Origin of the sequence: Prauserella marina, assembly GCF_002240355.1 — a bacterium.
Lineage (GTDB): Bacteria > Actinomycetota > Actinomycetes > Mycobacteriales > Pseudonocardiaceae > Prauserella_A > Prauserella_A marina.
Genome location: NZ_CP016353.1, coordinates 6,611,729 through 6,636,503, shown reverse-complemented (window position 1 = coordinate 6,636,503; position 24,775 = coordinate 6,611,729). Strand labels below are relative to the sequence as shown.

Here is a 24,775-nt window from a genome sequence, read left to right as displayed (position 1 = left end):
ACCCGTACTGACCGAATCGCACGGGTACCCGGATGCGGGTGGACTTGGTCCGAGCGGTGGCCCTCCGGAAAGCGGTCCCCCGCCCGGCAACGTGGAGCAGTGGATTCGCGAGGCGATCAAGACGCTGCGAGCGAATGGGATCTCGGTCACCGAGGACGACGTCGACGAGATCTGGACGATCATCGAGCAGGAGTCGGGCGGAGATCCACACGCCATCAACGACTGGGACAGCAACGCGGCGAGGGGAACACCGTCGAAAGGGCTGATGCAATGCATCGACCCCACGTTCCAGGTCTACAAACTCGCTGGTCACGACGATATCTACGATCCGGTGGACAACATCATCGCCTGCGTTCGGTACACGTTCGATCGCTACGGCGGGTTCGAGGGACATCCGGGGCTCAGGTCGACGGCCGTGGACGCCTGCCTTCGATGAAGGTCCTTTAATCCGACGCTCAGCAGGGATTCACGGTGCTCCAGCATCGTAAGTGCCATGAGCGAATCCGGATGGCTGCCGAGCGAGACCGACCTCGGTCTGCTCTTCGCGACGGCCGCCGAGGTGGCCGGTGCCACCGCGACGCGGTGGCAGTGCACCTACCTCGACGTCCACAATGGATCGACGAGGGCGCTGACCGCGACCGTCGGCCTCGACTGGCCTGACGGTTCGACGACGGAGGAGACCTTCGGCGCCGGTGTCGGCAGGCACATGGCGGCGGCGCTGCGGATGTCCGACGGGCAGCACGAGGTCGGCGTGTGGCGGTTTCCCCACGACCCCGCGCTGCCCGGTCTCGCGGCGGCGTGTGACCCGCAACGCATGCGGGCGCTCGTCGCGAGCATGGGGCTCGGTGACGAGCCGGTCGCGCTCACGGTGCGGGCCTACCGCCCGACGAGAAGGGCCGTCGTCGAGGTCAGGACCAGCACGACGAGCCTTTTCGTCAAGGTGTTGCGTCCTTCGAAGGTCGGCGAACTCCACGAACTTCACCGCGCCGCCGAGCACGCGCTCGTGCCGGAAAGCCTCGGCTGGACCGACGACGGCTTGCTCGTGCTCGCGGGGAAGCCGGGACGCTCGCTCCAGGAACTGTTGCTGGCAGGCGAAACCGCGCTGCCGGACCCCGAGCTGATCGTCGACCTGCTCGGGGGGTTGCCCACCGCCTTCGTCACCAGGAAGCCGAGGCGGGGGTGGGCGGAGCTGGCTAGGCATTACGCCGACGCCGTCGCCGGCGTGTTGCCGGAAGCCGGTTCCCAGGCACATCGCATCGCCGACGCGGTGGACGCCGTCGGCACCGTCACCGGCAGGTGCGTGCCCGTCCACGGCGACTTCTACGAAAGCCAGCTCCTCGTCGCGGGTGACCGGTTCAGCGCACTGCTCGACATCGACACGGCGCACGGGGGTGACGGCTACGACGATCCGGCCTGCCTGCTCGGCCACCTCGCCGTACTCGCGCAGCTCAATCCAGGTCAGCAGGCCATAACCGGCTATCTCGACCGCTGTCTCGGTGCGTTCGAACGGCACTGGGACCCCCGCGTGCTGCGAGCGAGGGTGGCCGCCGTCGTGCTCTCCCTCGCCACCGGCCCACACCGGGTCAGGCAAGCGGGCTGGCAGGACGCGATCAGGGAGCGCCTCGCTCTCGCCGATCGCTGGAACTCCGGTGGGCAACCGCTCGCCGCGTGAGGAAGAACGTCCCGCTCACGGGAATTCTGAGGGAAAGGAAAAGGAACATGGCAAACATCAAGCGCCGCTGGGCCGTCATCACGGGGGCAGCCGCCGCTGCCGGAGTCGGTGGCCTGATCGCCGTCGCCGGAACCGCGTCGGCCGACGTCCAGCTCAACGACCAGCGTTCGCCATCGAGCGTGCAACTCGTCGACCACAGCAACGGTGCCGCCGGTGCGGTGGACAGCGCGAGCGTCAACAGCCCAGGAACGGCGGCCAGCGCGAACACGGCCAACAGCGCCAACACCGCGAACACGGCCAACAGCCCGAACACGCCGAACAGCCCCAACAGCCCGAACACCGCCAACAGCCCGGTCAGCCCCAACACGCCGAACACCCCGGCATCGGCCGACAGCCCGAACTGACCGAGCGGGAAGGGGGCGGAGCGAGGTCGTCGTGAGGTCCTACAGTGACCGCATGGTCGACTTCGCCCCGCTCCCCGGCCCGGCGCGCCGCGCCGAAGTCGCGCCCTTCCACGTGATGGAGGTGCTTTCGGCAGCACAGGCCAGGCAACGCACGCACGGTGACGTCATCGCGTTGTGCGCGGGCCAGCCGACAGCCGGCGCGCCGAAGCCGGTGGTCGCCGCCGCGGAGCGAGCGCTGCGTGGCGGCGACCTCGGGTACACGGTGCAACTCGGCGTCCCCGAACTCAGGGAAGCCGTCGCGGGGCACTACGTCCGCTCGTACGGACTCGACGTTCAGCCGAAGGACGTCATCATCACCACCGGTTCATCCGGTGGTTTTCTGCTGTCGTTCCTTGCCGCTTTCGAGGCAGGCGACAGGGTCGCCATGGCGAGACCCGGCTACCCCGCCTACCGCAACCTGCTCACGGCACTCGGTTGCGAGGTCGTCGAGTTCGGCACCGACGAGAGCACGAGATTTCAGCCGACGACGGAACTGCTCGACGAACTCGGTCCCATCAGCGGACTCATCGTCGCGAGCCCGAGCAATCCGACCGGAACGATGCTCGGCACCGGTGAACTCGCCGCGATCGCCGACTGGTGCTCGGCTCGCGGCGTCCAGCTCATCAGCGACGAGATCTACCACGGTATTTCCTACGGAACCGAGGTCGGCTGCGCGTGGCGGACCGCGCCGGAGTCACTGGTGCTCGGCTCGTTCTCGAAGTACTTCGCGATGACGGGCTGGCGGCTCGGCTGGATGCTGGTTCCCCAGCGCCTGCACCGTGCGGTGGACGTGCTGACCGGCAACTTCAACATCTGCCCTCCCGCGCTCGCCCAGCAGGCGGCCGTCGCCGCCTTCACCGAAGAGTCCTACGCGGAACTGGACGGGCATGTCGCGCACTACCGCACCAACCGTGACCTGCTGCTCGACGGCCTTTCCTCGCTGGGGCTCGACAAGGTGGCGCCGGTCGACGGCGCCTTCTACGCCTACGTCGACGTCTCGGAGCACACCGACGACAGCCTCGGCTGGTGTCAGCGGCTGCTTGCCGATACCGGGGTCGCCATTACTCCCGGTATCGACTTCGATCCCGAGGAAGGAGGCCGGTTCGTGCGGTTTTCCTTTGCCGGTGCGACCGCCGATGTCACGGAGGGTGTTCGTCGGCTGGGAGCCTGGCTGCCCCACTCCGGGGGAACCCCGGCTTTTCCCTGAACGTTGGCCGGGCGAGGAGCTTTCCCGTCCTCGACGTGACAACCTGAGGTGGACAGAAAGCACTCGGACTCAGCGGAGGAAAGGTCATGTTCTGGAAGATCGTCGGGGGTCTGCTACTGGCGTGGGTCGCGTTCATGGTGATCGGCTCCGTCGTCGGCTTCCTCGTCAAGGCCGTGTTCTGGATCGCGATCGTCGCGGGCGCCGCCTTCCTCGGCGCGGCTGCCTACGGCGCCATCAAGGGCAGCGGAAACAAGAAGCAGATTCGCCCCTGAGCCGACGCCGCGCATGTCGATCGTCATCGGGGTGCTTTCGCTTCTGCTGACGATGGCGTTCGTCGGCGCGGGTGGCGCGCGATTGGCCGGGGTGGAGCCGTTACGGGGATACGCGGCTCATCTCGGTCTGTCGCGAGCGAACAACCGGGTGGTCGGTGCCGTGGAACTCGCCGCGGCGGCCGGCCTGATCGTCGGTTTCTGGATCAAGCCATTCGCGCTCGCGGCCTCCATCGGGCTGGTGGCGATGATGGTCGCCACCGTTTTCCGGCACGTGCGGAGCAAAGACCCCATCGCCCTCGCTTCTCCCGCGGCGACCCTCGGTGTGCTCGCGGTCGCCAACGCGGTCCTCCTCGGCCTCGCGTCATGACTGGTCACAGCACCGCGTGTGCCTCTTTCGTGTTGCTCCAGCGGTGAGCCCGTAGCCCGACCGTCCTCGCGGCGTCGACGTTGGCCTGCCGGTCGTCGAAGAACAAGCAGTCCTCCGGTGCCGCTTCGAGTTTCGCGAGCAGGATCGAGAAGATCTCCTCGTCCGGCTTGGCGACGCCGACATCGCCGGAGAAGACCCTCACCCTGAACCGCTGCGCCCACGGCTGCCGTTCGGCGAACCTGGCGAACGACGTCGGCGCGTTGGAAAGCAGCGCGAGCGGGGTGCCCGCCTCAGCGAGAGCCGAGAGCATGTCGAGCGTGTCCGGCTCGACCCTCGACCAGCCCTGGATGTCCAGCTCGGTCAGCTCGGCGACGGTCGCCTCGCCGACGGCGATCCCGAGCGTGTCCGCGATGGCCTGCCAGAAATCCTCGTCGGTACCGCCGCGGTCGTAGGCATCCCTGTGCGCCCAGTACGCGGCCGTGAACGGCCTCGGAGGTACGTCCAGCAACCTCGCCATCGCCGGAAGCGCGACCGTGCGAGTGCTGATCACCTCGCCGTAGTCGAAAACGACCCAGCGGGTGCTCATCGTGGCCCCGCCTTGATCCTGCGCAGCGTCTCGGCGACATCGGCCGAGGTCACGTCGCGGTGGGTGACGAAGCGGACCTTTCCTGCCATGGGCAGCGTCAGGATGCCTGCCGCGCGGAGCCGGTCGATGGTCAGCGCGACGTCGGGAACGGTGGCAAGCACGATGTTCGTCTCCGGTTCCGTCGTGTCCCAGCCGCACTCGCGCAGTCCTGAGGCGAGTGCGGTGGCGTTGGCGTGATCATCCTTGAGGCTACTGACCCTGCCCAGCGCGACGAGACAGGCCGCGGCGAGTACTCCGCCCTGCCTGACCCCGCCGCCGAGCATCTGCCGGATCCTGCGGGCGTGCGCCACGAAGTCCTCGCCACCGGCGAGCACGGAGCCGACCGGCGCGCCCAGCCCCTTGCTGAAGCACGCGGAGACGCTGTCGACGCCGACGGTGAGCGCGGCTGGAGGGAGCCCGAGCGCCGCCGCCGCGTTCCACAGCCTCGCGCCGTCGAGGTGAACGCGAAGCCCCGTGGCCCTCGCCGTGGCGACGAGCTGGGCGTGCTCGTCGGGCGGAGTGATAGCGCCGCCCGCCGCGTTGTGGCTGTTCTCGAGGCACAGCAGGGTGGTGCGCAACGCGTAGTAGGGCGCTTTTCGCGGGCCTGCCGCCTTCTTGACGGCGCTGGGGGACGGTCTGCCTGGGCCCGCGTCGTGTTCGAGCGCCTCCGGCATGCCACCGGCGAGCCAGGCCCCCGAGCCGAGTTCGTTGGCGAGCACGTGCGCGTCGCGGGTCGCGAGAAAGCGATCGCCTCTCCTCAGGTGAACGCAGAGCGCGACGAGGTTGGCCATGGTCCCGCTCGGAGTCCACAGCGCGGCCTGCATGCCGAGCGTCGCCGCCGCCCGCTCCTCCAGTTCGGCGACCGTGGGGTCCGTGTCGATCACGTTGTCGCCGACCTCGGCCTTCGCCATGGCCGAGCGCATTGCCTCGTCGGGTCTGGTGATGGTGTCCGAGCGGAAATCGATGGTCGCGGACGTATCGGCTGTCTCGGAGGTCACGGTTGGATCACATCACATCGTGAGTTGATCTCACAATGGTGCTTGCCCGCGCTCGCTTGCCCCGGCGTGCAACCGTTGATGGCAGTATTTCCGTCTCTCCTACCGACAACACGAACGACCGGAGACCATCCGCGTGGATCACCGCGATGAGCAGGAGTTCGCGGAGTACTTCGCTGCCAAGCGGGACTCCGTGCGCAGGACCGCGTACATGCTCTGCGGTGACTGGCACCGCGCCGACGATCTCGCGCAGACCGCGTTCGTCGCGCTGCACCGTCGCTGGCGCAAGATCCGCGACAGGGCGGCGACCGACGCGTACGTGCGCACGACGTTGGTCAGGGCCGCGATCGACGAGTCGCGAAGGCCGTGGAGGAGGGAACGGCAGTCGGACGAACTGCCCGAACCGCCACCACGGGGTGAGCAACTCGCCGATCGAGTCGCGACGAGGGAAGACCTGCTCGCGGGATTGCGCAGGGTGCCTCCACGGCAGCGGGCGGTGCTGGTGCTGCGGTATTTCGAGGGGCTCGACGTCAGCGGTGTCGCGAAGGTACTCGGATGCAGCGAGGGCAACGTCAAGAGCCAGACCGCGCGGGGGCTCGCACACCTGCGTGACGTGCTTGGCGAGGAGGTGGAGACGCATGGATGAGAAGGAACTTGAGGGGCTTTTCCTCGAAGCGCCAGGTGAGCCGCCACCGCCCGGCTTCACGGCCGCCGACGTCGCCACCGCCTCGCGCAGGGCGACCGCGAAACGGCGCGGCATCGTTGCCGGGGTCGCCGCGGCCGTCGTCATGCTCGGCGGCGTCGGGACCGCCATCGGAGTGCTCAGCGGCCCGGCTCCCTCCGAGCAGACGACCGCCGCCGCACCACAGACCGAATCGGCACCGACGGCGCAGAGGGGCAACGCGGAAAACGATCAGTCAGGGCAACCGGAATCGGAAGCCGAGCGTCATCCCAGTGCACAGGTTGTCCCGCAAGACTCACCGAAGCAGGGCGATGAGTCGAACGGGAAGACCGACCCCAGGGTCGGCAGCACCGCAGGGTGCGACAAGGTGGACCGGGAGCTCGCCATCGCCCTCGCCGGCGAGCTCCCGGTCACCGCGTCGGGGGCGGCTCGGCCCGCCTCGGTGTGTCCTTCCGGCGCCCGTACCGCCGCGTTGCCTTTCGAAGGCGGCACGGTCGATGTCGTGCTCGTCCCCCAAGGTGGTGAGACCTCCTTCCAGTGGGCCGAAGGCACGGCGACCGCACGGCAGCGCACGGCCGAAGGGGCCACCGTCGTGGTGGCGAGCGTTCCCGAACCCGGATCGCGAACCCCGCCGTTCGCCGACCGGCTGGACGACATCGCGACGGCACTCGCCGAGCGTTTCTGAACGTCACGGCCGCGGATGGCACACTCCGGCCATGACGTCAGCAGCGAGCACGCCGAAAGGCGAGCGCAGGAGGGCCGCGCTCGTCGCGGCGGCAGCGCAACTGCTGGCGGAAGGCGGCTTCGAGGCCATCCGGCACAGGGCGGTCGCCGAACGAGCAGAGCTACCGCTGGCTTCGACGACCTACTACTTCGACTCGCTGGACGACCTGATCTACGCGGCTGCCGAGCACCACGGCCGCTCCGAACTGGAGAAGGGGCGGACACAGCTCGCCCAGCTCAGCGTCGATCGACGGGGCGTGGGGACGCTGGTCGAGCTCGTCCTCGACCAGCTACTCGGAAGCGACCCCAGCTACGAGGCTGTGTTGCTGCGGTACGAGCGGCTTGTCGCGACGGGGCGAAGGCCCTACCTCAGGCCGCTCATGCGCACGCTCGCGGGCGAACTGCGCGAGCTGCTGACCGCGATCTTCGTCAGGTCGGGCACGAGCATCGATCCACAGCGGCTCGACCGGCTGATCGCGCTCGTCGACGGCACCGTCGTCAACGCGTTGATCGCCGTCGACCCCGATCCGAGGGGTCTCGCCGCGCGCAGGCTGCACGCCGAGCTCGCCTGACTGACGGTTAGCCTGACTGTCGTGAAGGACAAGCCCCGCATCCCCAACGTGCTCGCAGGCCGTTACGCCTCACCGGAACTGGTCGGCCTCTGGTCGCCCGAGTACAAGGTCACGCTCGAACGCGAACTGTGGCTCGCCGTGCTCAAGGCGCAGTCGGAGCTTGGCGTCGACGTTCCAGACGGCGTGATCGCCGACTACGAGCGGGTGCTGCGGGAGGTCGACCTCGAATCGATCGCGGCGAGGGAGCGGGTCACCCGGCACGACGTGAAGGCGCGCATCGAGGAGTTCAACGCGCTCGCGGGGCACGAACACGTGCACAAGGGAATGACCTCCCGCGACCTCACCGAGAATGTCGAGCAACTTCAGCTCCGGCGTTCGCTCGAACTGGTCCGCGAGCGCGTCGTCACCGTGCTGGCGCGGCTCGCCGAGCTTGCCACCGAGCACAGCGACCTCGTGATGGCAGGCCGTTCGCACAACGTCGCCGCACAGGCGACGACTCTCGGCAAGCGGTTCGCGACGGCTGCCGACGAGCTGCTTGTCGCCTTCTCCAGAATCGACGAGCTGGTCACGCGGTACCCGCTGCGCGGCATCAAGGGTCCCGTCGGCACCGCGCAGGACATGCTCGACCTGCTCGGTGACGCGGCGAAGCTCGGCGAGCTGGAGACGAGGGTCGCGCGGCACCTCGGATTCGAGAACGTCTTCACGAGCGTCGGCCAGGTGTACCCGCGCTCGCTCGACTTCGACGTGCTCTCCGCGCTCGTGCAGGTGGCGGCGGCTCCGTCGAGCCTCGCGAAGACCATCAGGCTCATGGCAGGCAACGAGCTGGTGACCGAGGGCTTCCAGCCGGGGCAGGTCGGCTCGTCGGCGATGCCGCACAAGATGAACACGCGCTCCTGCGAGCGCGTCAACGGGCTCGCGGTCGTGTTGCGTGGCTACCTCTCCATGATCGGGGAGCTGGCGGGTGACCAGTGGAACGAGGGCGACGTCTCGGATTCGGTCGTGCGCAGGGTGGCCCTTCCCGACGCGTTCTTCGCGCTCGACGGTCTGCTCGAAACGTTCCTCACCGTGCTTGGCGAGTTCGGTGCTTTCCCGGCCGTGGTCGAAAGGGAGTTGTCGAGGTACCTGCCTTTCCTCGGTACGACCAAGGTGCTGATGGGCGCGGTCAGGGCAGGAGTCGGCAGGGAGAGCGCGCACGAGGCGATCAAGGAGAACGCGGTCGCGGCCGCGCTCGCCATGCGTGAGCAGGGCAAGCAGGCCAACGATCTGCTCGACCGGCTGGCCGCCGACGAGCGCATTCCGCTCGACCTGCCTTCCCTTGAGCAACTGCTCGCCGACCGGCTCTCCTTCACCGGGACGGCCGAGGCCCAGGTCGCCGGTGTCACCGGAAGGGTCGCCGACATCGTCAAACGTTTCCCAGAGGCAGCCGAGTACCGTCCGGCGCCGATTCTGTGACAGCGCCGGTCCGGTAACGGTTCACCCCGCACTCACCTCGACGTCAGTGCGGGGTCATTCCGGTGGGGCCCAATGGAGGCGTGGACGCCACCCTGCTGGTTTCGTTGTCGGGGATCGGGCCCGCCTGCGTGTACCGGTGTGCCGATCTCGCCACCGAACTCGACCGGCGGCGGCTCCCGCTGTCGTTGCTGTGCACCCCGGGGCTCGTCTCCGGCTGTGCGGAGACGAGCGGGTGGCTCCGGGCCAGGGTCGCCGGAGGCGACGCGGTGCTGCTGCACGGCTACGACCCCAGGGTGAGAACGGAGTTCGCCTCGTTGCCCGCGCACGAGGCGGGACTGCGCCTCATCGCCGCCATGGCGGGGCTCGACCGGCTCGGGCTCCAGGCCGACGCGTTCGCCCCGCCAGGTTGGCTCTGCTCGGCTGGGACGGTGCGCGCCCTGCGCGGGCACGGTTTTCGCCAAGCGGCCGAACTGACGGTCGTGCGTGATCTCGAAGCCGGAACCGTCGTCAAGTCACGGGTGCGCGCATTCGAAGAGCGGCGGCCGTGGGAGAACCGTCGCTGCTCCGCCTTCGTGGCCGGCGCGCGCCGGTCGGCGCGAAGAGGCGGCGTGGTCCGGCTTGCCGTCAGCGGAACCGACCTTGCTTCACCGTGCAGGCGCGCGGCGATACTCGATGCCGTCGACGCGGTGCTCGGCGAAGGCGCGGTCGGCAGGGGCTATCCGGCGTTGCGCACCGGTCACACCGACGAAGGTTCACCCTTGGTGAGGACCCTGAGCTCGGTGCCTTCCGGGCTGAGCCTGGTGAAGAGGTCGTAGTGCATGGTGGGCGAGGCCAGTACGGCCTCGTGGATCGGCACCGCGACCCTCGGCCTGATCTCCCTGAGGTAGTCGACGGCATCGGCTGCCTTGAGCCACGGTGCCGCCGTCGGAAGGCCCAGCACGTCAACGCGCTGTTCGGGAACGAAGAACGAGTCACCAGGGTGGTAGAAGGCGCCGTGATCGACGACGAAGCCGATGTTGGGAACGATGGGAACCTCGGGATGGATGACGGCGTGCTGACCGCCGACCACGTTGACCGAGGTGCCGCCGAAGTCGAACGCCTCGCCAGGCGCGGCGACGGCGGCGGTGAGCCCCAGCTTGCCGACCGCATCCGCTGAACCGGAGTCGACGACGAGCCGTGCGGAGGGGTTGGCCGACAGTAGCGAGGGAAGCCGGTGCGGATCGAGGTGATCCGGATGCTGGTGGGTGACGAGGACGGCGTCCAGTTCGCGTTCGTTTTCGAACCCGGCCGAGAATGAGCCGGGATCGATGAGAATGCGCGCGTTCTCTGTTTCGACCAGCACGCAAGAGTGTCCGAAATGGACAAAGCGCATCGGTGTCTCCCTTGGTCTTTCCGTTCAGCCTACGCGCCTGATCCGTTCGGCGGATGAGGAAGCCAGCCGCACGGCGCTCGCCTGTGTCATGCTGGCGACGTGCAGGCCCACTGACGCGCTGGAGGCACGATGACCACGGCTCACGCCGTCGACACGTTCGATTCGCTGAACCCCGCGACGGACGAGGTGATCGGAACATTCCCCGTGCACACCGCGGACCAGGTCGAGGAAGCGGTCGCGAGGGCGAAGGACGCCGCCGCCTGGTGGGCGGGGCTCGGGTTCTCCGGCCGCGCTGACCGGCTCGCCGCATGGAAGGGCATTCTCGCGAGGCGGCTCACCGAGTTGTGCAAGCTGGTCAGTGAGGAAACCGGCAAACCGACCGGCGACGCGCAGCTCGAATCGGTGCTCGCCATCGAACACCTCGCGTGGGCGACGAAAAACGCGCACAGGGTACTCGGCCGCAAGCGCCGTTCGCCCGGCCTGTTGCTGGCGAACCAGGCCGCGAGCGTCGAGTACCAGCCACTCGGAGTCGTCGGCGTGATCGGGCCGTGGAACTACCCGGTGCACACCCCGCTCGGGTCCGTCAGTTACGCGCTTGCCGCTGGAAACGCCGTGGTGTTCAAACCGAGCGAGTACACGCCCGCCGTCGGAACCTGGCTCGTCGACGCCTTCGCCGAGGTCGTTCCCGAGTACCCGGTGCTTCAGCTCGTCACCGGTTTCGGGCCGACGGGTGCCGCGCTGTCGCACGCCGAGGTCGACAAGATCGCCTTCACCGGATCGGCGGCGACGGGCAGGAAGATCATGACCGCGGCGGCGAAGCGGCTGACTCCCGTCGTCATCGAGGCTGGTGGCAAGGATCCCGTTCTCGTCGACGAAGACGCCGATCTCGATGCCGCCGCTGAGGCGACCGTGTGGGGAGCGTTTTCCAACGCGGGCCAGACCTGTGCCGGTGTCGAGCGCGTCTACGCGCACGAGCGGGTCTACGACGAATTCCTCGCGAAGGTCGTCGCACTGACGGAGCAGGTCGAGCCAGGGCAGGACTACGGGCCCATGACGATGCCGAGTCAGCTCGCGATCGTGCGAAGGCACATCGCCGACGCGCTCGCCCGTGGCGGAAGAGCGCTCGTCGGGGGCGAGGGCGCCGTCGGCGACAGGTATGTCAGGCCGACCGTCCTCGTCGACGTACCCGAGGACTCGGAAGCGGTGCGGGAGGAAACGTTCGGCCCGACGGTCACGATCGCCAAGGTCGCCGACATGGACGAGGCGGTCGAGAAAGCCAACGATTCGGCCTACGGGCTGGGGTCGACGGTGTTCTCAAGGCGAAGGGGTATGGAACTCGCGCGACGGTTGCGTACCGGCCAGACCGCGATCAACGCTCCGTTCTCGTTCGTCGGCATCGCCTCGCTTCCGTTCGGCGGTGTCGGCGAATCAGGCTTCGGCAGGATTCACGGCGAGGAGGGGTTGCGCGAGTTCGCGAGGCCAAAAGCCATTGCGCGGCAACGGTTCACGGCTCCCCTCGCGTTGACGAGCTTTGCCCGTTCGGCTAAAACCGAAGCTCTCGTCGGCAAACTCATCAGCAGACTCCACGGACGACGCTGACTCGTTGTTGGCAGTTGTCCACAAGTGATCAACATTGTGGATCAACACTGTGGACAGTCAGGCCGCCGGTTCCAGTTCGCTCTCCCGCATCACGAGCGCCGAATACCTGCCGCCCTCGGCGAGCAATTCCTCGTGTGTTCCACGTTCGGCGATCCTGCCGCGCTCAAGCAACACGATCTGATCGGCGTCACGGATCGTGGAAAGCCGGTGCGCGATGGTGATCGTCGTCCTGCCGGCCGCGAGTGCGGTGATCGCCTGCTGCACGGCCAGTTCCGTCCGGGTGTCGAGTGCGCTCGTCGCCTCGTCGAGCACGAGGATCGGCGGGTCGCGCAGGATCGTGCGGGCAATGGCGAGACGTTGTTTCTCCCCGCCGGAGAACCGGTAGCCACGCTCGCCGACGGTCGTGTCGTAGCTATCGGGCAACGCGGCGATGTGATCGTGGATCTGTGCCGCCTTGGCCGCCTCGACCAGTTCGGCGTCCGTCGCGTCAGGCTTGGCGAAGCGCAGGTTCTCCGCGATCGAGGCGTGCAGCAGGTAGGTCTCCTGTGACACGACACCAACGCTGTCGGCGAGTGTCGCGAAGCTCAGCTCACGTACGTCGACGCCGTCGATGGTCACCTTGCCTTCCGAGACGTCGTAGAGCCGAGGGACGAGGTAGCTCATCGTGGTCTTGCCGGAACCGGTTTCGCCGACGATCGCCAGGCTTCCGCCTGCGGGCACTGTCAGCTCGATGCCGTCGAGAGTCTTGCGGGTGCTCGGCTCTTCGCCGGTTTCCGTCGCGGAGTAGGAGAAACCGACCGAATCGAAGCGCACCTCGCCCCTCACCGGCTCGATGACGACGGGCTCGCGTGGTTGCTCGACGTCGACGGGAAGATCGAGGTATTCGAAGATCCGCTGGAAGAGCGCGAGCGAACTTTGCAGTTCGACACCGGTCTGCAACAACGACATGGTCGGCCGGAACAGGGTCTGTTGCAGGGTGACGAACGCGACGAGCGTGCCGAGCGAGATCATCGGGACACCGAACGCGCTGCTGACTCCGGCCGCCCAGTAGATCAGCGCGGGCAGGGCGGCCATCACGATCTGGATGGTCGACATCCGCCACCTGCCGGCCATGCTGGATTCGACCTCCAGCTTCGCCAGGCGCTCCGACTCGTCGGTGAACCGCTCGGTGAGCGAACCGGACCTTCCCATGGCGCGGCCGAGCAGAATACCGCTCACCGAAAGGGATTCCTGCACGTTCGACGACATCGCCGCGAGCTGCTTCTGCCTGCGAGCCGTGATCCTCTTGCGTTCGGCGCCCACCCTGCGGCTTATCCACACGAAAACCGGCATGAGCAGCAGCGAGACGACGGTCAGCCGCCAGTCGAGCGCGATCATCGCGACCACGGTCGCCACGACGGTCGTCACGTTGGATACGAGCGAGGTCGCCGTCGAGGTGACCGTCGACTGCATTCCCCCGATGTCGTTGGCGATCCTCGACTGCACCTCGCCGGTGCGGGTGCGGGTGAAGAACGCCAGCGACATGCGTTGCAGGCGGGCATAGACGGCTGAGCGCAGATCGTGCATGACGTGCTGGCCGACGGTCGTCGAGAGGTAGGTCTGTAGCACGTTGAAGACGCTGGTGGCGACCGCGACGCCGAGCATGCCGACGATCAGTGCGCTGAGCAGGCCGATTCGTTGTTGCGGGATCGCGACGTCGAGGACTTCGCGCAGCAGGAACGGTGAGGCGACGGAGACGAGTGAGGACAGGCCGACGAGCAGGCCGACGATGGTGAGCCTGCCCCGATGCGGCCGGAAGAGCCGGAGTATCCGGCGCACTGGCACCGGCTCGCGGCGTGGTTCTTCGGCAACGGGCATACTCCGAGCGTAGCTCTTAATTACCTATGTTCATAGTTACCTCTACTCTGTTATTCTGACAGGGTGGACTCCGAAGAGGGCGAGGCGCGCCTGAGTGATCTGTTCCTGCGGTTGGCGCGCAGAACCAGGGTCACGCAAATGCAGCGGCTGGGACCGCTCGGTCTGACTCCCGCGCAGGCGAGGGCGCTGAGTGTGATCGGACATTGCGAGAAGCCGCCGCGCATGGCCGAGCTCGCGACGCGGCTCGGTGTCGTCCCTCGCGCGGTGACCCCGCTGGTCGACGCGCTTGAGGAGGCAGGCTGCGTGCGCCGCAGGATCGACGAGTGCAACCGCAGATCAACCTTGCTCGAACTCACCGAAGAGGGGCGCACCATGTGCCTGCGAATCCGTGCCGAGCGGACGGCGGTCGTCGACGAACTGTTCTCCGTCCTCACTCCCGCCGAGCGCGGCACCTTGATCGCGCTGCTCGACAAGGTCGGAGGGGAGCCGCGATGAGGCGGCCCTCGCCGCGCTTTTACTGTGGGTGATCCCACTCGCTGTCGCGCCGCGTCCCGCGACGAGACGCGCCATGCGCGGCGCCGGGAATCCACCGGCGGTGGCTCAGGGTTACCGGCATTGAGCCAAACCGGCGAATTGGCCGGTATCGCGCAACGGTCGGGAATAGTTGCCCGTCCTACGTATGTATAAGTCAGGTGAAGTCGGCATGGGGCCGAGGGGTGTCGGGGGCCTCTCGGCCCCTAAGCTACGCTCAAGGGGCATCGACCTGCGGAAACAGCGGAAATATAGGAGCAGCCCGTCGTGGCCCGAGTAGTCGTCGACATCATGCCCAAGCCCGAGATTCTCGACCCACAAGGCCAGGCGGTCGCGGGTGCGCTCCCGCGCCTCGGCTTCACCGGGGTCACCGAGGTTCGCCAAGGCAAGCGATTCGAACTGGAAGTCGACGACGAGGTCGACGACGAAACCCTCGCCAAGATCGCGGAGGGCTTCCTCGCGAACCCCGTGATCGAGGACTGGACCGTGCGGAGGGTCGAACAGTGACCCCGCGTATCGGGGTCATCACCTTCCCCGGCACGCTCGACGACGTCGACGCCGCCCGCGCGGTCACGCGCTCGTCGGCCGAGGCGGTCGCGCTGTGGCACGCCGACGCCGACCTCAAGGGAGTCGACGCGGTCATCGTGCCCGGCGGCTTCTCCTACGGCGACTACCTTCGCTGTGGCGCGATCGCCAGGTTCGCGCCGGTGATGACGTCGGTCATCGAAGCCGCTGGCAAGGGCATGCCGGTGCTCGGAATCTGCAACGGATTCCAGATCTTGTGCGAGGCGGGATTGCTGCCAGGTGCGCTGGTACGCAACGAGAAACTGCACTTCGTGTGCCGCGATCAGTGGCTGAGGGTCGAGAACAACACGACGGCGTGGAGCACTCGCTACGACAAGGGCGCCGAGGTTCTGATCCCGCTCAAGTCGGGTGAGGGCGGCTACGTCGCCGACCAGCACACGCTCGACGCGCTCGAAGCCGAAGGCAGGGTCGTCTTCCGCTACGTCGGGGGCAATCCCAACGGTTCTCGCGACGACATCGCCGGCATCAGCAGCGCCGACGGCAGGATTGTCGGGCTCATGCCGCACCCCGAGCACGCCATCGACGCGCTCACCGGGCCTTCTGACGACGGCCTCGGCATGTTCTACTCGGCGCTCGACGCGCTGAGGCCCCTCGCGGCGACGAGCTGACGTCTGTGCACACCGCCCGCGCTCAGTCGGCGCGGGCGGCATGCACGAGTCGCGCGTAGGGCCCTCGCGCGGCAAGCAGTTCGCCGTGACTGCCCAGTTCGCTGATCCTGCCGTCCTCGACGACCGCGACGCGATCGGCAGCCGCCGCGGTGTGCAGCCGGTGTGCGATCGCGATCACCGTCCTTCCTTCGAGCACCTTCGCCAGTGTCCGTTCGAGTTCTCTCGCCGACGAGGTGTCGAGCAGTGACGTCGCCTCGTCGAGTACGAGGGTGTGCGGGTCGGCCAGAACCACCCTCGCCAGCGCGAGCTGTTGTGCCGTCGCGGCGGGAACCGGCTCGCCACCCGTGCCGATCTTGCTGGAAAGCCCCTCCGGCAGCGAATCGGCCCAAGCCCGTGCGCCCGTCGAGTCCAGCGCGGCGAGCAATTCGTCGTCACTCCAGGCACCATCACCAGGCAACGTGAGGTTTTCCCGCAACGTCCCGCTGAAGACGTGCTGCTCCTGGGTGAGCAGCAGTACCTCACGCCGCAGCGTGTCGTCGGGCAGCGAGGAGACCTCGATGCCACCGACGGTCACCGAACCCTCGCTCGGTGCGGCGATCCCGGCGAGCAACCTGCCCAAAGTGGACTTCCCCGCTCCGGAGGGACCCACGACGGCAAGCCGTTCGCCTCGCGGGATGCTCAGGTCGATGCCGTGCAGTACCTGGCGATCGGCCGTGTAGCCGAAGCGCACGCCGCTGACCTCGATGTCGGTTCCCCGAGGACTGCCACCGTTCTTCTCGTCGTCGGCGCCGCGTACGCCGAGCACCCTGCGCAGCGCCGTGCCGGACACCATGAGGTCTTCGAACCACCACATCAACGTGTCCATCGGCTCCGCGAGAGCCTGCATGTACAGCACCATCGTGGTGATCGTGCCGAGCGCGGCGAGATCGTTGGCGTATGCCCAGCCGCCGAGCAGCAGCATCGCCGCGATGGGCAACGTGTGCGACAGTTCGAGGAACGGCACCCAGCGAACCTGGAGCCTTCGCAGTTCCCTTTCCCCGCCGATGGCCTCCTGTAGTGCTTTTTCGCCGTCGGTGATCCTGCGGCCGGTGCGTGACAGCGCCTCGGCCGTTCGCGCGCCTTCCACGGTTTCGTGCGTATCGGTCTGTACTCCCGACCACGAGTCCAGCATCCACGCGATCGTCGAAGGCACCCTGCGCCAGTAGCGCCTGGTCGGCAGGAACAGCACGGGGACGGCGACGAGCAGGCCCAGTGCGAGCAACGGCGACGTGATGATCATGGCCGTGATGGTCAGCAGCACGGTGAAGGCGGCCACGGTGATCTCGGGTACCGCGTGGCGGACAGCGCGGTCGACTCGACTGATGTCGGAGGTCGCCCTGCTCAGCAGGTCGCCGGTGCCCGCGGCCTCGACGGTGCCCAGCGGCAGCCGCAGCGCCTGACCGACGAAGCCTTCCCTCGTCTCGGCGAGCACCCGTTCGCCGAGTACCCCTGCCTTGAGTCGGGCCGATCGCCGCAGCCAGCTCTGCACGACCAGTACGGCGACGAACACCACGGCGAGCACGTCGATGCTGATCGTGTTCTCGCCACCGGCGACCTCGTCGACGATCAGGCCGAGCAACTGCGGTCCGGCGAGGCCCGCGACGGCGGCGATCGTGAAGAGCACGAGGACGACGACGAACTCGCGGCGGTTGGCGCGAAACGTCGTCGCGGCCCAGCGCCTCGCGACGGCGGCCGAGGCGAGCGGCAGTTTCAGTTGCATGTCGTCACCACCTCGTCGGCGACAGCGGCCCACAGTGGGCTCTGGCTGAACACGACGGTCGTCCTTTCCCTGCGCAGTGAGGCGACTCGCCTGCTGATGCGGGCCTCGGTGTGTGCGTCGACCGCCGACGTCGGCTCGTCGAGCAGCAGTACGTCGGCGTCGGTGGCGAGCGCCCTCGCCAGTGCCAGCCGCTGCCGTTGACCACCGGAGATCTCCCTGCCGCGTTCCCCGATGCGCTCCTCGATCCCTTCGGGAAGCGCGGCGACGATGTCTTCGGCGTCTGCCGCCCACAGCGCGTTGTCGACGGTGACCTTTCCCGGGACGTCGGCCGCGATCTCGGCAGAGAGGATCCCGGAAAACCACAGGTCCTGGTTGTGCGCGTACACGACGCGGCTGCGCAGCTCGGTCAGCGCGACCCTGTCGGCCGGGACACCGGACAGCGAAGCAGGCTCGCCACTGTCGGTGAATCTGGCCAGTCGTTCGGCCAGCTCCTCGCCCTGTTTTCCGATGTCGACGACCGTGAGTTTGCCGGCTACCGCCGTGAAACCGGTCTTCGGATCGTGGGGTTCCAGCGGGCCTTCCGGAAGGGTGACCGGTGATTCCGGCTCGGTCAGGTCGGCACGCAGGTTGAGTACCTTGGCTGCCTTGCCTGCCGATGCCAGCGCCGATGCCAGCGCACCGGCGCTCTCGGTCGCCGTGCTCACCGGGATGACGAGAAACGCGGAGGCACCGTAGAAGGCGACCAGCTCACCGACGCTGATCGTTCCCGCGACGGCGAGTTTCGCGCCGAGCCAGGTGATCGCCACCGTGACGAGTCCAGGCAGCAGAACCTCGGCTCCGGTGAGCCACGATTCCCGTCTCGCCACGTCGATTCCCGCGAACCGGACCCGCTGGCTCGCGTCGCGGAACCTGGCGTTGAACTGGCGTTCTCCGCCGACTCCCCTGAGTATCCGCAGGCCGGAGACGATGTCGGCGCCGAGCGCGTTGACGGCGGTCACCTGTTCCCTCTGGTACCGGATCTTGCGTTCGAGCGGGCCGATCAACGAGCCGACGCCGATGGTCGCGATCGGAACACCGACGAGCGCGACCATCCCGAGCAGCGGTGAGTAGCCGACCAGTACGAAGCCGACCGTGAGGAAGGCCACCACCGCGCCGCCGAGCCTGCCGATCACCTCCAGCACGTTGCCGATCTTGTTGATGTCGGAGGAGGTGACGGCGAGCACTTCGCCGGTGCCCACCTTGGCGCGCAGCCCCGATCCGAGCTTCGCCGCGTGCGTCACGACGAGCCGCTGCGTCGCCGAGGCGCCGTGCATCCACATGCCGACCCCGAGACCGAGCAGTGTGGTGCCGAAAACGGCCTGCACCACGCCGATGCCCGCGGTCGCCAAGGCGTAGCCGAGCAGCGCCGACCTGTCCTCGTCCGCGATACCGGCTTCGATGCCGTTGCCGACGACGACGGGCAGCAGCGCGCTCGGCACGAGCCACAGCGCGCCGAACAAGATCGAACCGACGGCAAGCCAAGGTCGCCCCCTGAGCAGGGCGACGAGGAAGGTGATCGGCGTCAGTCGTGCTGGCAGGCGGATGTCGGGAGCCGGGTACGGCTTGAGTGGCACGTCCGAAAACGTTACGAACGACCTGCGTCGATGGCGACCGATTTTCTCGCGGGACCGGCAAGTATCCTGATGGCCGTGGCATCACCTCACGTCGAAACACCGGTCGTCGACACCACCGCGCACGCAGCGGGCACCCCCGAACTTCCGCAGCCCTACCTCGAACTCGGTCTGGCCGACGACGAGTACGCGAGGATCCGCGAGATCCTCGGGCGGCGGCCGACGGAGGCCGAGCTGGCCATGTACTCCGTGATGTGGAGTGAGCACTGCTCGTACAAGTCCTCCAAGCGGCACCTCGCCTACTTCGGCGAGACGACGACGCCGGAGATGCGGGCCAAGATGCTCGCGGGCATCGGCGAGAACGCCGGTGTGGTCGACATCGGTGACGGCTGGGCCGTCACCTTCAAGGTGGAAAGCCACAATCACCCGTCCTATGTGGAGCCGTACCAGGGCGCGGCGACGGGTGTCGGCGGCATCGTGCGCGACATCCTCGCCATGGGTGCCAGGCCGCTCGCCGTGGCCGACCCGCTGCGGTTCGGCCCTGCTGACGCGCCCGACACCAAGCGGGTGCTTCCCGGTGTCGTCGCGGGCGTCGCGGGCTACGGCAACTGCCTCGGCCTTCCCAACATCGGCGGCGAGGTCGTCTTCGACGAGAGCTACGCTGGCAACCCGCTGGTCAACGCCATGTGTGTCGGCGCGATGCGCGTCGAGGACCTGCACCTCGCGCACGCGTCAGGTACCGGCAACAAGATCATCCTGTTCGGGGCGAGGACGGGGCTCGACGGCATCGGCGGCGTCTCCGTGCTCGCCAGTGACTCCTTCTCCGGCGACGAGACCAGCGGCGGTCGCAAGAAGCTGCCCAGCGTCCAGGTCGGCGACCCGTTCACCGAGAAGGTGCTCATCGAGTGCTGTCTCGAACTGTTCGGCAAGAAGCTGGTCGTCGGCATCCAGGACCTCGGCGGTGCCGGGCTTTCCTGCGCGACGTCCGAGCTGGCAGCGGCAGGCGACGGAGGGATGCACATCAACCTCGACCGGGTTCCCCTTCGCGCGAAGGGGATGACGCCAGCCGAGATCCTTTCCAGCGAATCGCAGGAGCGGATGTGTGCCGTCGTGGCTCCGGCCGATGTGGACGCCTTCATGGAGGTGTGCCGCAAGTGGGACGTCATCGCGACGGAGATCGGTGAGGTCACCGATGGCGATCACCTCGTCATCACGTGGCACGACGAGGTCGTCGTCGACGTGCCGCCGCGCACGGTCGCCCACCAGGGGCCGGTGTACGACCGGCCGTTCGCGCGTCCTGCCACGCAGGACGCGCTACAGGCCGACAGCACGGACTCGCTGCCTCGTCCGTCCACTTCGGACGAATTGAGGGACACCCTGCTCAAGGTGATCTCCTCGCCCAACCAGGCTTCGAAGGAATGGGTCACCCAGCAGTACGACCGCTACGTTCGTGGCAACACCGTGCTCGCCCAGCCTTCCGACTCGGGCGTCGTTCGCATCGACGAGTCGACCGGAAGGGGCGTCGCAGTCGCGACCGACTGCAACAGTCGGTTCGTCTTCCTCGACCCGTACCAGGGCACCCAGCTCGCGCTCGCCGAGGCGTATCGCAACGTGGCCACCGGCGGAGCCGAGCCAGTCGCGGTGACGAACTGCCTCAACTTTGGTTCGCCGCGCGACCCGGGCGTCATGTGGCAGTTCGAGCGCGCGGTGCACGGCCTTGCCGACGGCTGCGCGCAGCTCGGCATTCCGGTCACCGGCGGCAACGTGAGCTTCTACAACCAGACCGGCGACACGGCGATTCTGCCGACTCCGGTCGTCGGCGTGCTCGGCGTCATCGACGACGTCCGGCGCAGGATCCCCACCGGGATCGGCTCGGAGCCGGGTGAGAGCTTGTTGCTGCTCGGCGACACGAAGGACGAGTTCGGCGGTTCCGCGTGGGCCAGTGTCATCCACGGTCACCTCGGCGGGCTGCCGCCTGAGGTCGACCTCGAAAGGGAGCGCCTGCTCGCCGAGATCCTCGTCGCGGGCTCGCGGGACGGGATGATCTCGGCTGCCCACGATCTCGCCGACGGCGGGCTGGCACAGGCCGTTGTCGAGATGGCACTCATCGGACAGTGCGGGGCAAGGGTTTTGCTCGACCAGGACGCCGATCCGTTCGTCCAGCTCTTCTCCGAATCGGCGGGAAGGGTGCTGGTCGCCGTGCCTCGCAGTGAGGAACTGCGCTTCACCGAGATGTGCGAGGCACGCGGACTGCCGTGGCGCAAGACCGGCGTCGTCGATCCCGAATCGGCAGCGCTGGACATCCAGGACGTCGCGAACTACCCGCTCGAAGAGCTTCGCGTCGCGTGGGAAGGCACGCTGCCCGCACTGTTCGATTAGGACGGTCGCTCAGGTCCCCGGAGGGGCGGTCAGTTTGGTCTGGCCGTCCGGCAACTTCGTTGTCGTCCAGCCTTCCGGCAGATCGGCTTCGACTTCCGGCTCGATCACGGTGTTGTAGAGGGAAATCGCCTCTGGGCCGCGTTTCCAGCGCAGGTCGAGTCGGGACGCGAACCTCGCCCTCCGAAGATCGAGTCCCGTGTGGAAGGACGTCGTGCCGAACAGCGCGTCGCCGTGAAACGTGGAGTCCTTGAAGCTCGCCTTCCCCAAGAAGGTCGTACCCGTGAAGTCGGCGAGTTCGCCGAATTCCGTACCGCTGAACCACGCGCGTTCCCTGAACGTCGAGTTGGTGCAGCGAAAGCGGCCGGTGAGCCGTCCCTCGTTGGTGCTCGCCGCGGTGAACCAGACCGGGCCCCCGAAGTCGCAGCCGCTGAAGTTGATGCTGCTGTGCAGCTTCGCGTAGCGCATCAGCACCGTCCCGAGCTTGCGGCCGGAACAGTCGAGGTATTCCAGCGTGGCTCCGGTCAGGTCGAGGTCGTAGGAGGGCGCTTCGTCCTGGCCCGCTTCGGGGAGCAGGTCGAGCAGGATGCGTTGTGCGGTAAGCCTGACCTGGAGTTCCCGTTCCGCGATTTCCCTTTCGGGACCTTCGTTCTGAGGAGCGGGGCCCTTGCCTCCGGTGAGCCGGGGGTGCGAGTAGGGGCGGCGCAGGTAGGCGCACACGACGTCGAGCACCGTCTGGGTGTAGCCGGGCCGCGATTTGGCGAGCCCGGCGAGAACGTGCAGCGCACCGACCCTGACCTGGTCGGCCTCGTCGCCGAGCAGTTCGATGGCGCGAGCGAACCGTTCGTCGGATATGCGGCGGCTTTCGAGTTCGTGACGTTTGCGTTCGATCTCCTGTCGGGCTTCCTCGACGCGGCGCCGCCGGTCGTTGAGCCAGAGGGCGTAGAGCGCGACGATGGCGCCGCCCGCGAGTCCTCCGGTGCGCAGCGCGTCGCTCCGGTTGGTTTTCCCGTCGGTGAGCAGCCACACGCTGATGGCGAGCACCAGCAGGACGGCACAAAAGACGGTGCCGAAAAGCGGCGACCGAAGGGCGACCCGAACCCGATTCATGTCGGCAATCTACTTAACGCCCGCGAGTCCCCCGTCCAGGACGCCGAGATCCGCACTCGGGACGCCGAGATCCGCACCCAGGCACGCGAGATCCGCATTCAGCGTGAACCGCCGGAGAAGGCCGAGTCGCTTACCCGAGGCTTCGCTGCAACAGCAGAGTGTCCACGAGGTGACCGTGTTTGAGTCCGACCCCGCGCAGCCGCCCTGCTTCGGTAAAGCCCCTTCCTCGGTGCAGGCGAAGGGAAGCGTCATCGCCTGAATCGGCGATCACGGCGATGACCTCGCGGATGCCGCGATCCGCACACGCGTCGAGCAATGTGTCGAGTAACGTGCCGCCGATGCCTTTGCCGGTGGCCTGCGGCGCGAGATAGATCGAGTCCTCGACCGTGTGCTCGTAGGCGGGGCGAGGTTTCCACCTTCCGCAGTACGCGTAGCCCGCCACGATGCCCGCGCACTCGGCGACGAGAAACGGCAGCGCGGCACCGGTGATCGCGGCGAACCTTCGCTCCCATTCGGGGTGGTCAGGCGGTTGCAGTTCGAAGGTACTGAGGCTCGTCGTGACGTAGTGGGCGTAGATCTCGGCTATCGAGGCGAGGTCGTCCTTCGTGGCGGCGCGCACCTCCCCGGATTTCTCTATAGGAGAATTCATCACTACGATAGTGTAGATGGATCTCGCCGTTCTCGGCCGACGCGTGCAGTTGCTACGACGCGAACGCGACCTCACACTCCAGGAACTCGCCGACCGATCCGCGGTGAGCGTCAGCATGCTCTCCGCGATCGAAAAGGGAGAGAAGGCGCCGACCGTCGTCGTTCTCGACCGCGTGGCGACCGGACTGGGTGTGCGTCTTCCGGTGCTGGTCGCTGAGCCGGAGGACGAACGCGTGATCGTGCGAAGGGCGGGGCAACAGGACCACGTGCGAGAGCCCGGCGGCTGGCAGCGAACCATCCTCACCCCTGTCGTTCCCGGGGTGAATTTCGAATGGATCCGCTCGACCCTGCCGCCGGGCTCCGTGCCTGGTGACTACCCGCCCTACGCGCCTGGTTCGCACGAGTTCATCTACGTCGAATCGGGAACCGTGACGCTGACCCTCGAAGGGGACCGGGTCATCGAACTGTCCGAAGGCGACTCCGTGTACCTCGCAGCGGACATCACATTGGGCTATGCCAACCGCTCCGGCGAACCGTGTACCTACTACGTCGCCGCGATGATCATGCGGCCTCGGTACGCCGGAGCGCGGTATTCGCGTGCTACGGAAGGATGATCCAGTCCACGCAACCGCCAGGAATCGCGTCGACCACGCCGATGGTCGATTCCTCCGACGTGACGTCCTTGCCGCGGACGGTGCCCGCGAGTATCGCTTCGTAGGCACCAACGTCCGCGAGTTCGCCGGACATCGAGCCAATGGAGAGATCCGGTGAATCGCCGGCGATGATGTCCACGTAGGGGCCGTTGATCTGGGCCGACTCGGGGCACAGCGCTGCCTTGGCCTGCTCGGCGTTACCGCTGTTGAGCGCATCGATGAAGCCGCTGGCGACGCTTTCCGCCTCGGTCTCGGTGAGAGTGCCGGTGCCTTCGGTGGTGCCCGTGCCGCCGGGTTCTTCGGTAGTACCGGTCTCCTCGGTCGCGGGCGGCGGCTCGACGCCGCCCATCGCGACGTCCTGCCAGCACCACTTGCCGTTTTCCTTGGCGAGGTCGCCACTGACCTCGAACTGCTGGCCGGCCGCCGTGATAGAGGCGGTCGCGGTCGCGGTGTCGCCGTTCTCGTTGACCTCGCCGAGCCGTGCGTCCTCGACGGTGCTGACGGAGTTGATGACCTGGTCGATGTCCTCGCCCGCGTTCGAGCACTTGAGCCCGTTGAGCGCGGCGGCGTCCTTGTTCTTCAGGCCGGTGATGATCTGCTCCGCGACGGCCTGCGCGCCGCCCTCTTCGCCTCCGCCACCGGGGGTCTTTTCGTCCTCGTCGTCACCGAGCAGGAAGCCGGGAGCGAGGAAGCCCGTGACTCCGAAGGCGACGAGCGCGACGAGGAGCACGGACAGACCGACCCACAGTCCGGTCTTGCTCTTCTTGGGCGGCCCACCGTATTCGCCGCCCTGCGGGTAGCCGTACTGCTGCTGTTGGTACTGACCGTATTGGTCGTACTGCCCGCCCTGCTGGGGAAAAGCGCCCGACTGCGGGTAACCGCCCTGCTGTGGATATTGGCCGCCCTGGGGGTAGCCGCCCTGCTGCGGGAACTGTCCGGATTGCGGGTAGCCACCGCCTTGCTGCTGGTGTCCACCTTGCCCGTACGGGTCAGGTTGCCCGCCGTACGGCTGTCCGGGCTGAGGTGGGTAGGTCATGGGGCGCCTTTCGTCGACAAT

The 24,775-nt window shown here is 67.6% G+C and carries 25 protein-coding genes and 1 pseudogene; 17 read left to right on the top strand and 9 right to left on the bottom strand.

Annotated features, from left to right (window positions below):
* Positions 1-34: 34 nt before the first annotated feature.
* From BAY61_RS30870 to BAY61_RS30845, 6 genes and pseudogenes are all read left to right on the top strand, one after another.
* Positions 35-436: pseudogene (locus BAY61_RS30870) on the top strand (transglycosylase SLT domain-containing protein); the annotation flags it as partial.
* Positions 437-493: 57 nt separating this feature from the next.
* On the top strand, positions 494-1,672 hold the full coding sequence (locus BAY61_RS30865) for a hypothetical protein (protein WP_091805876.1): 1,179 nt from the start codon (positions 494-496) through the stop codon (positions 1,670-1,672).
* A 47-nt stretch (positions 1,673-1,719) separates the two neighbouring features.
* Complete coding sequence (locus BAY61_RS30860; RefSeq protein ID WP_091805873.1) at positions 1,720-2,076, top strand: hypothetical protein; 357 nt, start codon at positions 1,720-1,722, stop codon at positions 2,074-2,076.
* Between the two features lie 52 nt (positions 2,077-2,128).
* Positions 2,129-3,322 carry an aminotransferase class I/II-fold pyridoxal phosphate-dependent enzyme gene (locus BAY61_RS30855; RefSeq protein ID WP_091806562.1) on the top strand — a complete coding sequence of 398 codons (1,194 nt, stop codon included), beginning with the start codon at positions 2,129-2,131 and terminating at the stop codon, positions 3,320-3,322.
* An 86-nt stretch (positions 3,323-3,408) separates the two neighbouring features.
* On the top strand, positions 3,409-3,594 hold the full coding sequence (locus BAY61_RS30850; protein ID WP_091805870.1) for a hypothetical protein: 186 nt from the start codon (positions 3,409-3,411) through the stop codon (positions 3,592-3,594).
* A 13-nt stretch (positions 3,595-3,607) separates the two neighbouring features.
* Positions 3,608-3,961, top strand: a complete 354-nt coding sequence (locus BAY61_RS30845; RefSeq protein ID WP_091805867.1) for a DoxX family protein — start codon at positions 3,608-3,610, stop codon at positions 3,959-3,961.
* A 4-nt stretch (positions 3,962-3,965) separates the two neighbouring features.
* On the opposite strand, the gene BAY61_RS30840 is transcribed toward BAY61_RS30845, so the two are convergent.
* Together BAY61_RS30840 and BAY61_RS30835 are read right to left on the bottom strand one after the other, a co-directional pair.
* Positions 3,966-4,547 (bottom strand): HAD family hydrolase, encoded by a 582-nt coding sequence (locus tag BAY61_RS30840; protein ID WP_091805864.1) that lies wholly within the window; start codon positions 4,545-4,547, stop codon positions 3,966-3,968.
* A complete protein-coding gene (locus BAY61_RS30835) occupies positions 4,544-5,584 on the bottom strand; it encodes a threonine aldolase family protein (protein WP_091805861.1) in 1,041 nt (346 codons plus the stop codon). Before BAY61_RS30835 ends, BAY61_RS30840 begins: the two co-directional genes overlap by 4 nt.
* A 133-nt stretch (positions 5,585-5,717) precedes the next feature.
* On the opposite strand from BAY61_RS30835, the gene BAY61_RS30830 reads away from it, so the two are divergent.
* The 5 genes from BAY61_RS30830 to BAY61_RS30810 all read left to right on the top strand — a co-directional run bounded on the left by BAY61_RS30830 (position 5,718) and on the right by BAY61_RS30810 (position 9,825).
* Complete coding sequence (locus tag BAY61_RS30830) at positions 5,718-6,227, top strand: SigE family RNA polymerase sigma factor (protein ID WP_091805858.1); 510 nt, start codon at positions 5,718-5,720, stop codon at positions 6,225-6,227.
* Positions 6,220-6,948: a hypothetical protein gene (locus tag BAY61_RS30825; protein ID WP_091805855.1), complete on the top strand. Its 729-nt coding sequence runs from the start codon at positions 6,220-6,222 to the stop codon at positions 6,946-6,948. Before BAY61_RS30830 ends, BAY61_RS30825 begins: the two co-directional genes overlap by 8 nt.
* A 31-nt stretch (positions 6,949-6,979) precedes the next feature.
* On the top strand, positions 6,980-7,558 hold the full coding sequence (locus BAY61_RS30820; RefSeq protein ID WP_091805852.1) for a TetR/AcrR family transcriptional regulator: 579 nt from the start codon (positions 6,980-6,982) through the stop codon (positions 7,556-7,558).
* Between the two features lie 21 nt (positions 7,559-7,579).
* Positions 7,580-9,010, top strand: coding sequence for an adenylosuccinate lyase (gene purB, locus BAY61_RS30815; protein ID WP_091805849.1), 1,431 nt, complete (start codon positions 7,580-7,582; stop codon positions 9,008-9,010).
* Positions 9,011-9,090: 80 nt separating this feature from the next.
* Entirely contained in the window at positions 9,091-9,825 is a 735-nt protein-coding gene (locus BAY61_RS30810; RefSeq protein WP_091805846.1) for a DUF2334 domain-containing protein, read from the top strand.
* On the opposite strand, the gene BAY61_RS30805 is transcribed toward BAY61_RS30810, so the two are convergent.
* Positions 9,747-10,382, bottom strand: a complete 636-nt coding sequence (locus BAY61_RS30805; RefSeq protein ID WP_091805843.1) for an MBL fold metallo-hydrolase — start codon at positions 10,380-10,382, stop codon at positions 9,747-9,749. The two genes, BAY61_RS30810 and BAY61_RS30805, sit on opposite strands and share 79 nt — an antisense overlap.
* Before the next feature lie 129 nt (positions 10,383-10,511).
* Between BAY61_RS30805 and BAY61_RS30800 the strand changes: the two genes are divergently transcribed.
* Positions 10,512-11,981: an aldehyde dehydrogenase family protein gene (locus BAY61_RS30800; RefSeq protein WP_091805841.1), complete on the top strand. Its 1,470-nt coding sequence runs from the start codon at positions 10,512-10,514 to the stop codon at positions 11,979-11,981.
* A 57-nt stretch (positions 11,982-12,038) separates the two neighbouring features.
* On the opposite strand, the gene BAY61_RS30795 is transcribed toward BAY61_RS30800, so the two are convergent.
* The gene (locus BAY61_RS30795; protein WP_091805838.1) at positions 12,039-13,838 is read right to left on the bottom strand and encodes an ABC transporter ATP-binding protein; all 1,800 of its coding nucleotides are present in this window, start codon (positions 13,836-13,838) and stop codon (positions 12,039-12,041) included.
* Between the two features lie 63 nt (positions 13,839-13,901).
* Here BAY61_RS30795 and BAY61_RS30790 point away from each other — a divergent pair, with 63 nt between their 5' ends.
* The 3 genes from BAY61_RS30790 to purQ all read left to right on the top strand — a co-directional run bounded on the left by BAY61_RS30790 (position 13,902) and on the right by purQ (position 15,562).
* Positions 13,902-14,333 carry a MarR family winged helix-turn-helix transcriptional regulator gene (locus tag BAY61_RS30790; protein ID WP_091805835.1) on the top strand — a complete coding sequence of 144 codons (432 nt, stop codon included), beginning with the start codon at positions 13,902-13,904 and terminating at the stop codon, positions 14,331-14,333.
* Between the two features lie 303 nt (positions 14,334-14,636).
* A complete protein-coding gene (gene purS / locus BAY61_RS30785; RefSeq protein ID WP_091805832.1) occupies positions 14,637-14,876 on the top strand; it encodes a phosphoribosylformylglycinamidine synthase subunit PurS in 240 nt (79 codons plus the stop codon).
* On the top strand, positions 14,873-15,562 hold the full coding sequence (gene purQ, locus BAY61_RS30780) for a phosphoribosylformylglycinamidine synthase subunit PurQ (protein WP_091805830.1): 690 nt from the start codon (positions 14,873-14,875) through the stop codon (positions 15,560-15,562). Before purS ends, purQ begins: the two co-directional genes overlap by 4 nt.
* Positions 15,563-15,584: 22 nt before the next feature.
* Here purQ and BAY61_RS30775 read toward each other — a convergent pair whose 3' ends face one another.
* Together BAY61_RS30775 and BAY61_RS30770 are read right to left on the bottom strand one after the other, a co-directional pair.
* Positions 15,585-17,321: an ABC transporter ATP-binding protein gene (locus BAY61_RS30775; RefSeq protein ID WP_091805827.1), complete on the bottom strand. Its 1,737-nt coding sequence runs from the start codon at positions 17,319-17,321 to the stop codon at positions 15,585-15,587.
* Complete coding sequence (locus BAY61_RS30770; RefSeq protein ID WP_245865587.1) at positions 17,312-18,934, bottom strand: ABC transporter transmembrane domain-containing protein; 1,623 nt, start codon at positions 18,932-18,934, stop codon at positions 17,312-17,314. Before BAY61_RS30770 ends, BAY61_RS30775 begins: the two co-directional genes overlap by 10 nt.
* A 69-nt stretch (positions 18,935-19,003) precedes the next feature.
* Between BAY61_RS30770 and purL the strand changes: the two genes are divergently transcribed.
* Complete coding sequence (gene purL / locus BAY61_RS30765; RefSeq protein WP_091806552.1) at positions 19,004-21,310, top strand: phosphoribosylformylglycinamidine synthase subunit PurL; 2,307 nt, start codon at positions 19,004-19,006, stop codon at positions 21,308-21,310.
* A gap of 9 nt (positions 21,311-21,319) precedes the next feature.
* Here the strand turns inward: purL and BAY61_RS30760 are convergent, their stop codons facing one another.
* Together BAY61_RS30760 and BAY61_RS30755 are read right to left on the bottom strand one after the other, a co-directional pair.
* On the bottom strand, positions 21,320-22,417 hold the full coding sequence (locus BAY61_RS30760; RefSeq protein WP_091805824.1) for a pentapeptide repeat-containing protein: 1,098 nt from the start codon (positions 22,415-22,417) through the stop codon (positions 21,320-21,322).
* Positions 22,418-22,547: 130 nt separating this feature from the next.
* Complete coding sequence (locus tag BAY61_RS30755; protein WP_091805821.1) at positions 22,548-23,066, bottom strand: GNAT family N-acetyltransferase; 519 nt, start codon at positions 23,064-23,066, stop codon at positions 22,548-22,550.
* A 16-nt stretch (positions 23,067-23,082) separates the two neighbouring features.
* On the opposite strand from BAY61_RS30755, the gene BAY61_RS30750 reads away from it, so the two are divergent.
* Positions 23,083-23,679 carry a helix-turn-helix domain-containing protein gene (locus tag BAY61_RS30750; RefSeq protein WP_091805818.1) on the top strand — a complete coding sequence of 199 codons (597 nt, stop codon included), beginning with the start codon at positions 23,083-23,085 and terminating at the stop codon, positions 23,677-23,679.
* Here BAY61_RS30750 and BAY61_RS33215 read toward each other — a convergent pair.
* A complete protein-coding gene (locus BAY61_RS33215) occupies positions 23,666-24,754 on the bottom strand; it encodes a hypothetical protein (protein WP_176879727.1) in 1,089 nt (362 codons plus the stop codon). The two genes, BAY61_RS30750 and BAY61_RS33215, sit on opposite strands and share 14 nt — an antisense overlap.
* Between the last annotated feature and the right edge of the window lie 21 nt (positions 24,755-24,775).

Excerpts from the sequence above, each read along its gene's own strand:
- BAY61_RS30755 (WP_091805821.1), bottom strand. The coding sequence starts at position 23,066 with ATGAATTCTCCTATAGAGAAATCCGGGGAGGTGCGCGCCGCCACGAAG.
- BAY61_RS30820 (WP_091805852.1), top strand. The coding sequence starts at position 6,980 with ATGACGTCAGCAGCGAGCACGCCGAAAGGCGAGCGCAGGAGGGCCGCG.
- BAY61_RS30855 (WP_091806562.1), top strand. The coding sequence starts at position 2,129 with ATGGTCGACTTCGCCCCGCTCCCCGGCCCGGCGCGCCGCGCCGAAGTC.
- BAY61_RS30865 (WP_091805876.1), top strand. The coding sequence starts at position 494 with ATGAGCGAATCCGGATGGCTGCCGAGCGAGACCGACCTCGGTCTGCTC.
- BAY61_RS30845 (WP_091805867.1), top strand. The coding sequence starts at position 3,608 with ATGTCGATCGTCATCGGGGTGCTTTCGCTTCTGCTGACGATGGCGTTC.
- BAY61_RS30775 (WP_091805827.1), bottom strand. The coding sequence starts at position 17,321 with ATGCAACTGAAACTGCCGCTCGCCTCGGCCGCCGTCGCGAGGCGCTGG.
- BAY61_RS30840 (WP_091805864.1), bottom strand. The coding sequence starts at position 4,547 with ATGAGCACCCGCTGGGTCGTTTTCGACTACGGCGAGGTGATCAGCACT.
- purL (WP_091806552.1), top strand. The coding sequence starts at position 19,004 with ATGGCCGTGGCATCACCTCACGTCGAAACACCGGTCGTCGACACCACC.
- BAY61_RS30760 (WP_091805824.1), bottom strand. The coding sequence starts at position 22,417 with ATGAATCGGGTTCGGGTCGCCCTTCGGTCGCCGCTTTTCGGCACCGTC.
- BAY61_RS30825 (WP_091805855.1), top strand. The coding sequence starts at position 6,220 with ATGGATGAGAAGGAACTTGAGGGGCTTTTCCTCGAAGCGCCAGGTGAG.
- BAY61_RS30795 (WP_091805838.1), bottom strand. The coding sequence starts at position 13,838 with ATGCCCGTTGCCGAAGAACCACGCCGCGAGCCGGTGCCAGTGCGCCGG.
- BAY61_RS30860 (WP_091805873.1), top strand. The coding sequence starts at position 1,720 with ATGGCAAACATCAAGCGCCGCTGGGCCGTCATCACGGGGGCAGCCGCC.
- BAY61_RS30805 (WP_091805843.1), bottom strand. The coding sequence starts at position 10,382 with ATGCGCTTTGTCCATTTCGGACACTCTTGCGTGCTGGTCGAAACAGAG.
- BAY61_RS30750 (WP_091805818.1), top strand. The coding sequence starts at position 23,083 with ATGGATCTCGCCGTTCTCGGCCGACGCGTGCAGTTGCTACGACGCGAA.
- BAY61_RS33215 (WP_176879727.1), bottom strand. The coding sequence starts at position 24,754 with ATGACCTACCCACCTCAGCCCGGACAGCCGTACGGCGGGCAACCTGAC.
- BAY61_RS30850 (WP_091805870.1), top strand. The coding sequence starts at position 3,409 with ATGTTCTGGAAGATCGTCGGGGGTCTGCTACTGGCGTGGGTCGCGTTC.
- BAY61_RS30800 (WP_091805841.1), top strand. The coding sequence starts at position 10,512 with ATGACCACGGCTCACGCCGTCGACACGTTCGATTCGCTGAACCCCGCG.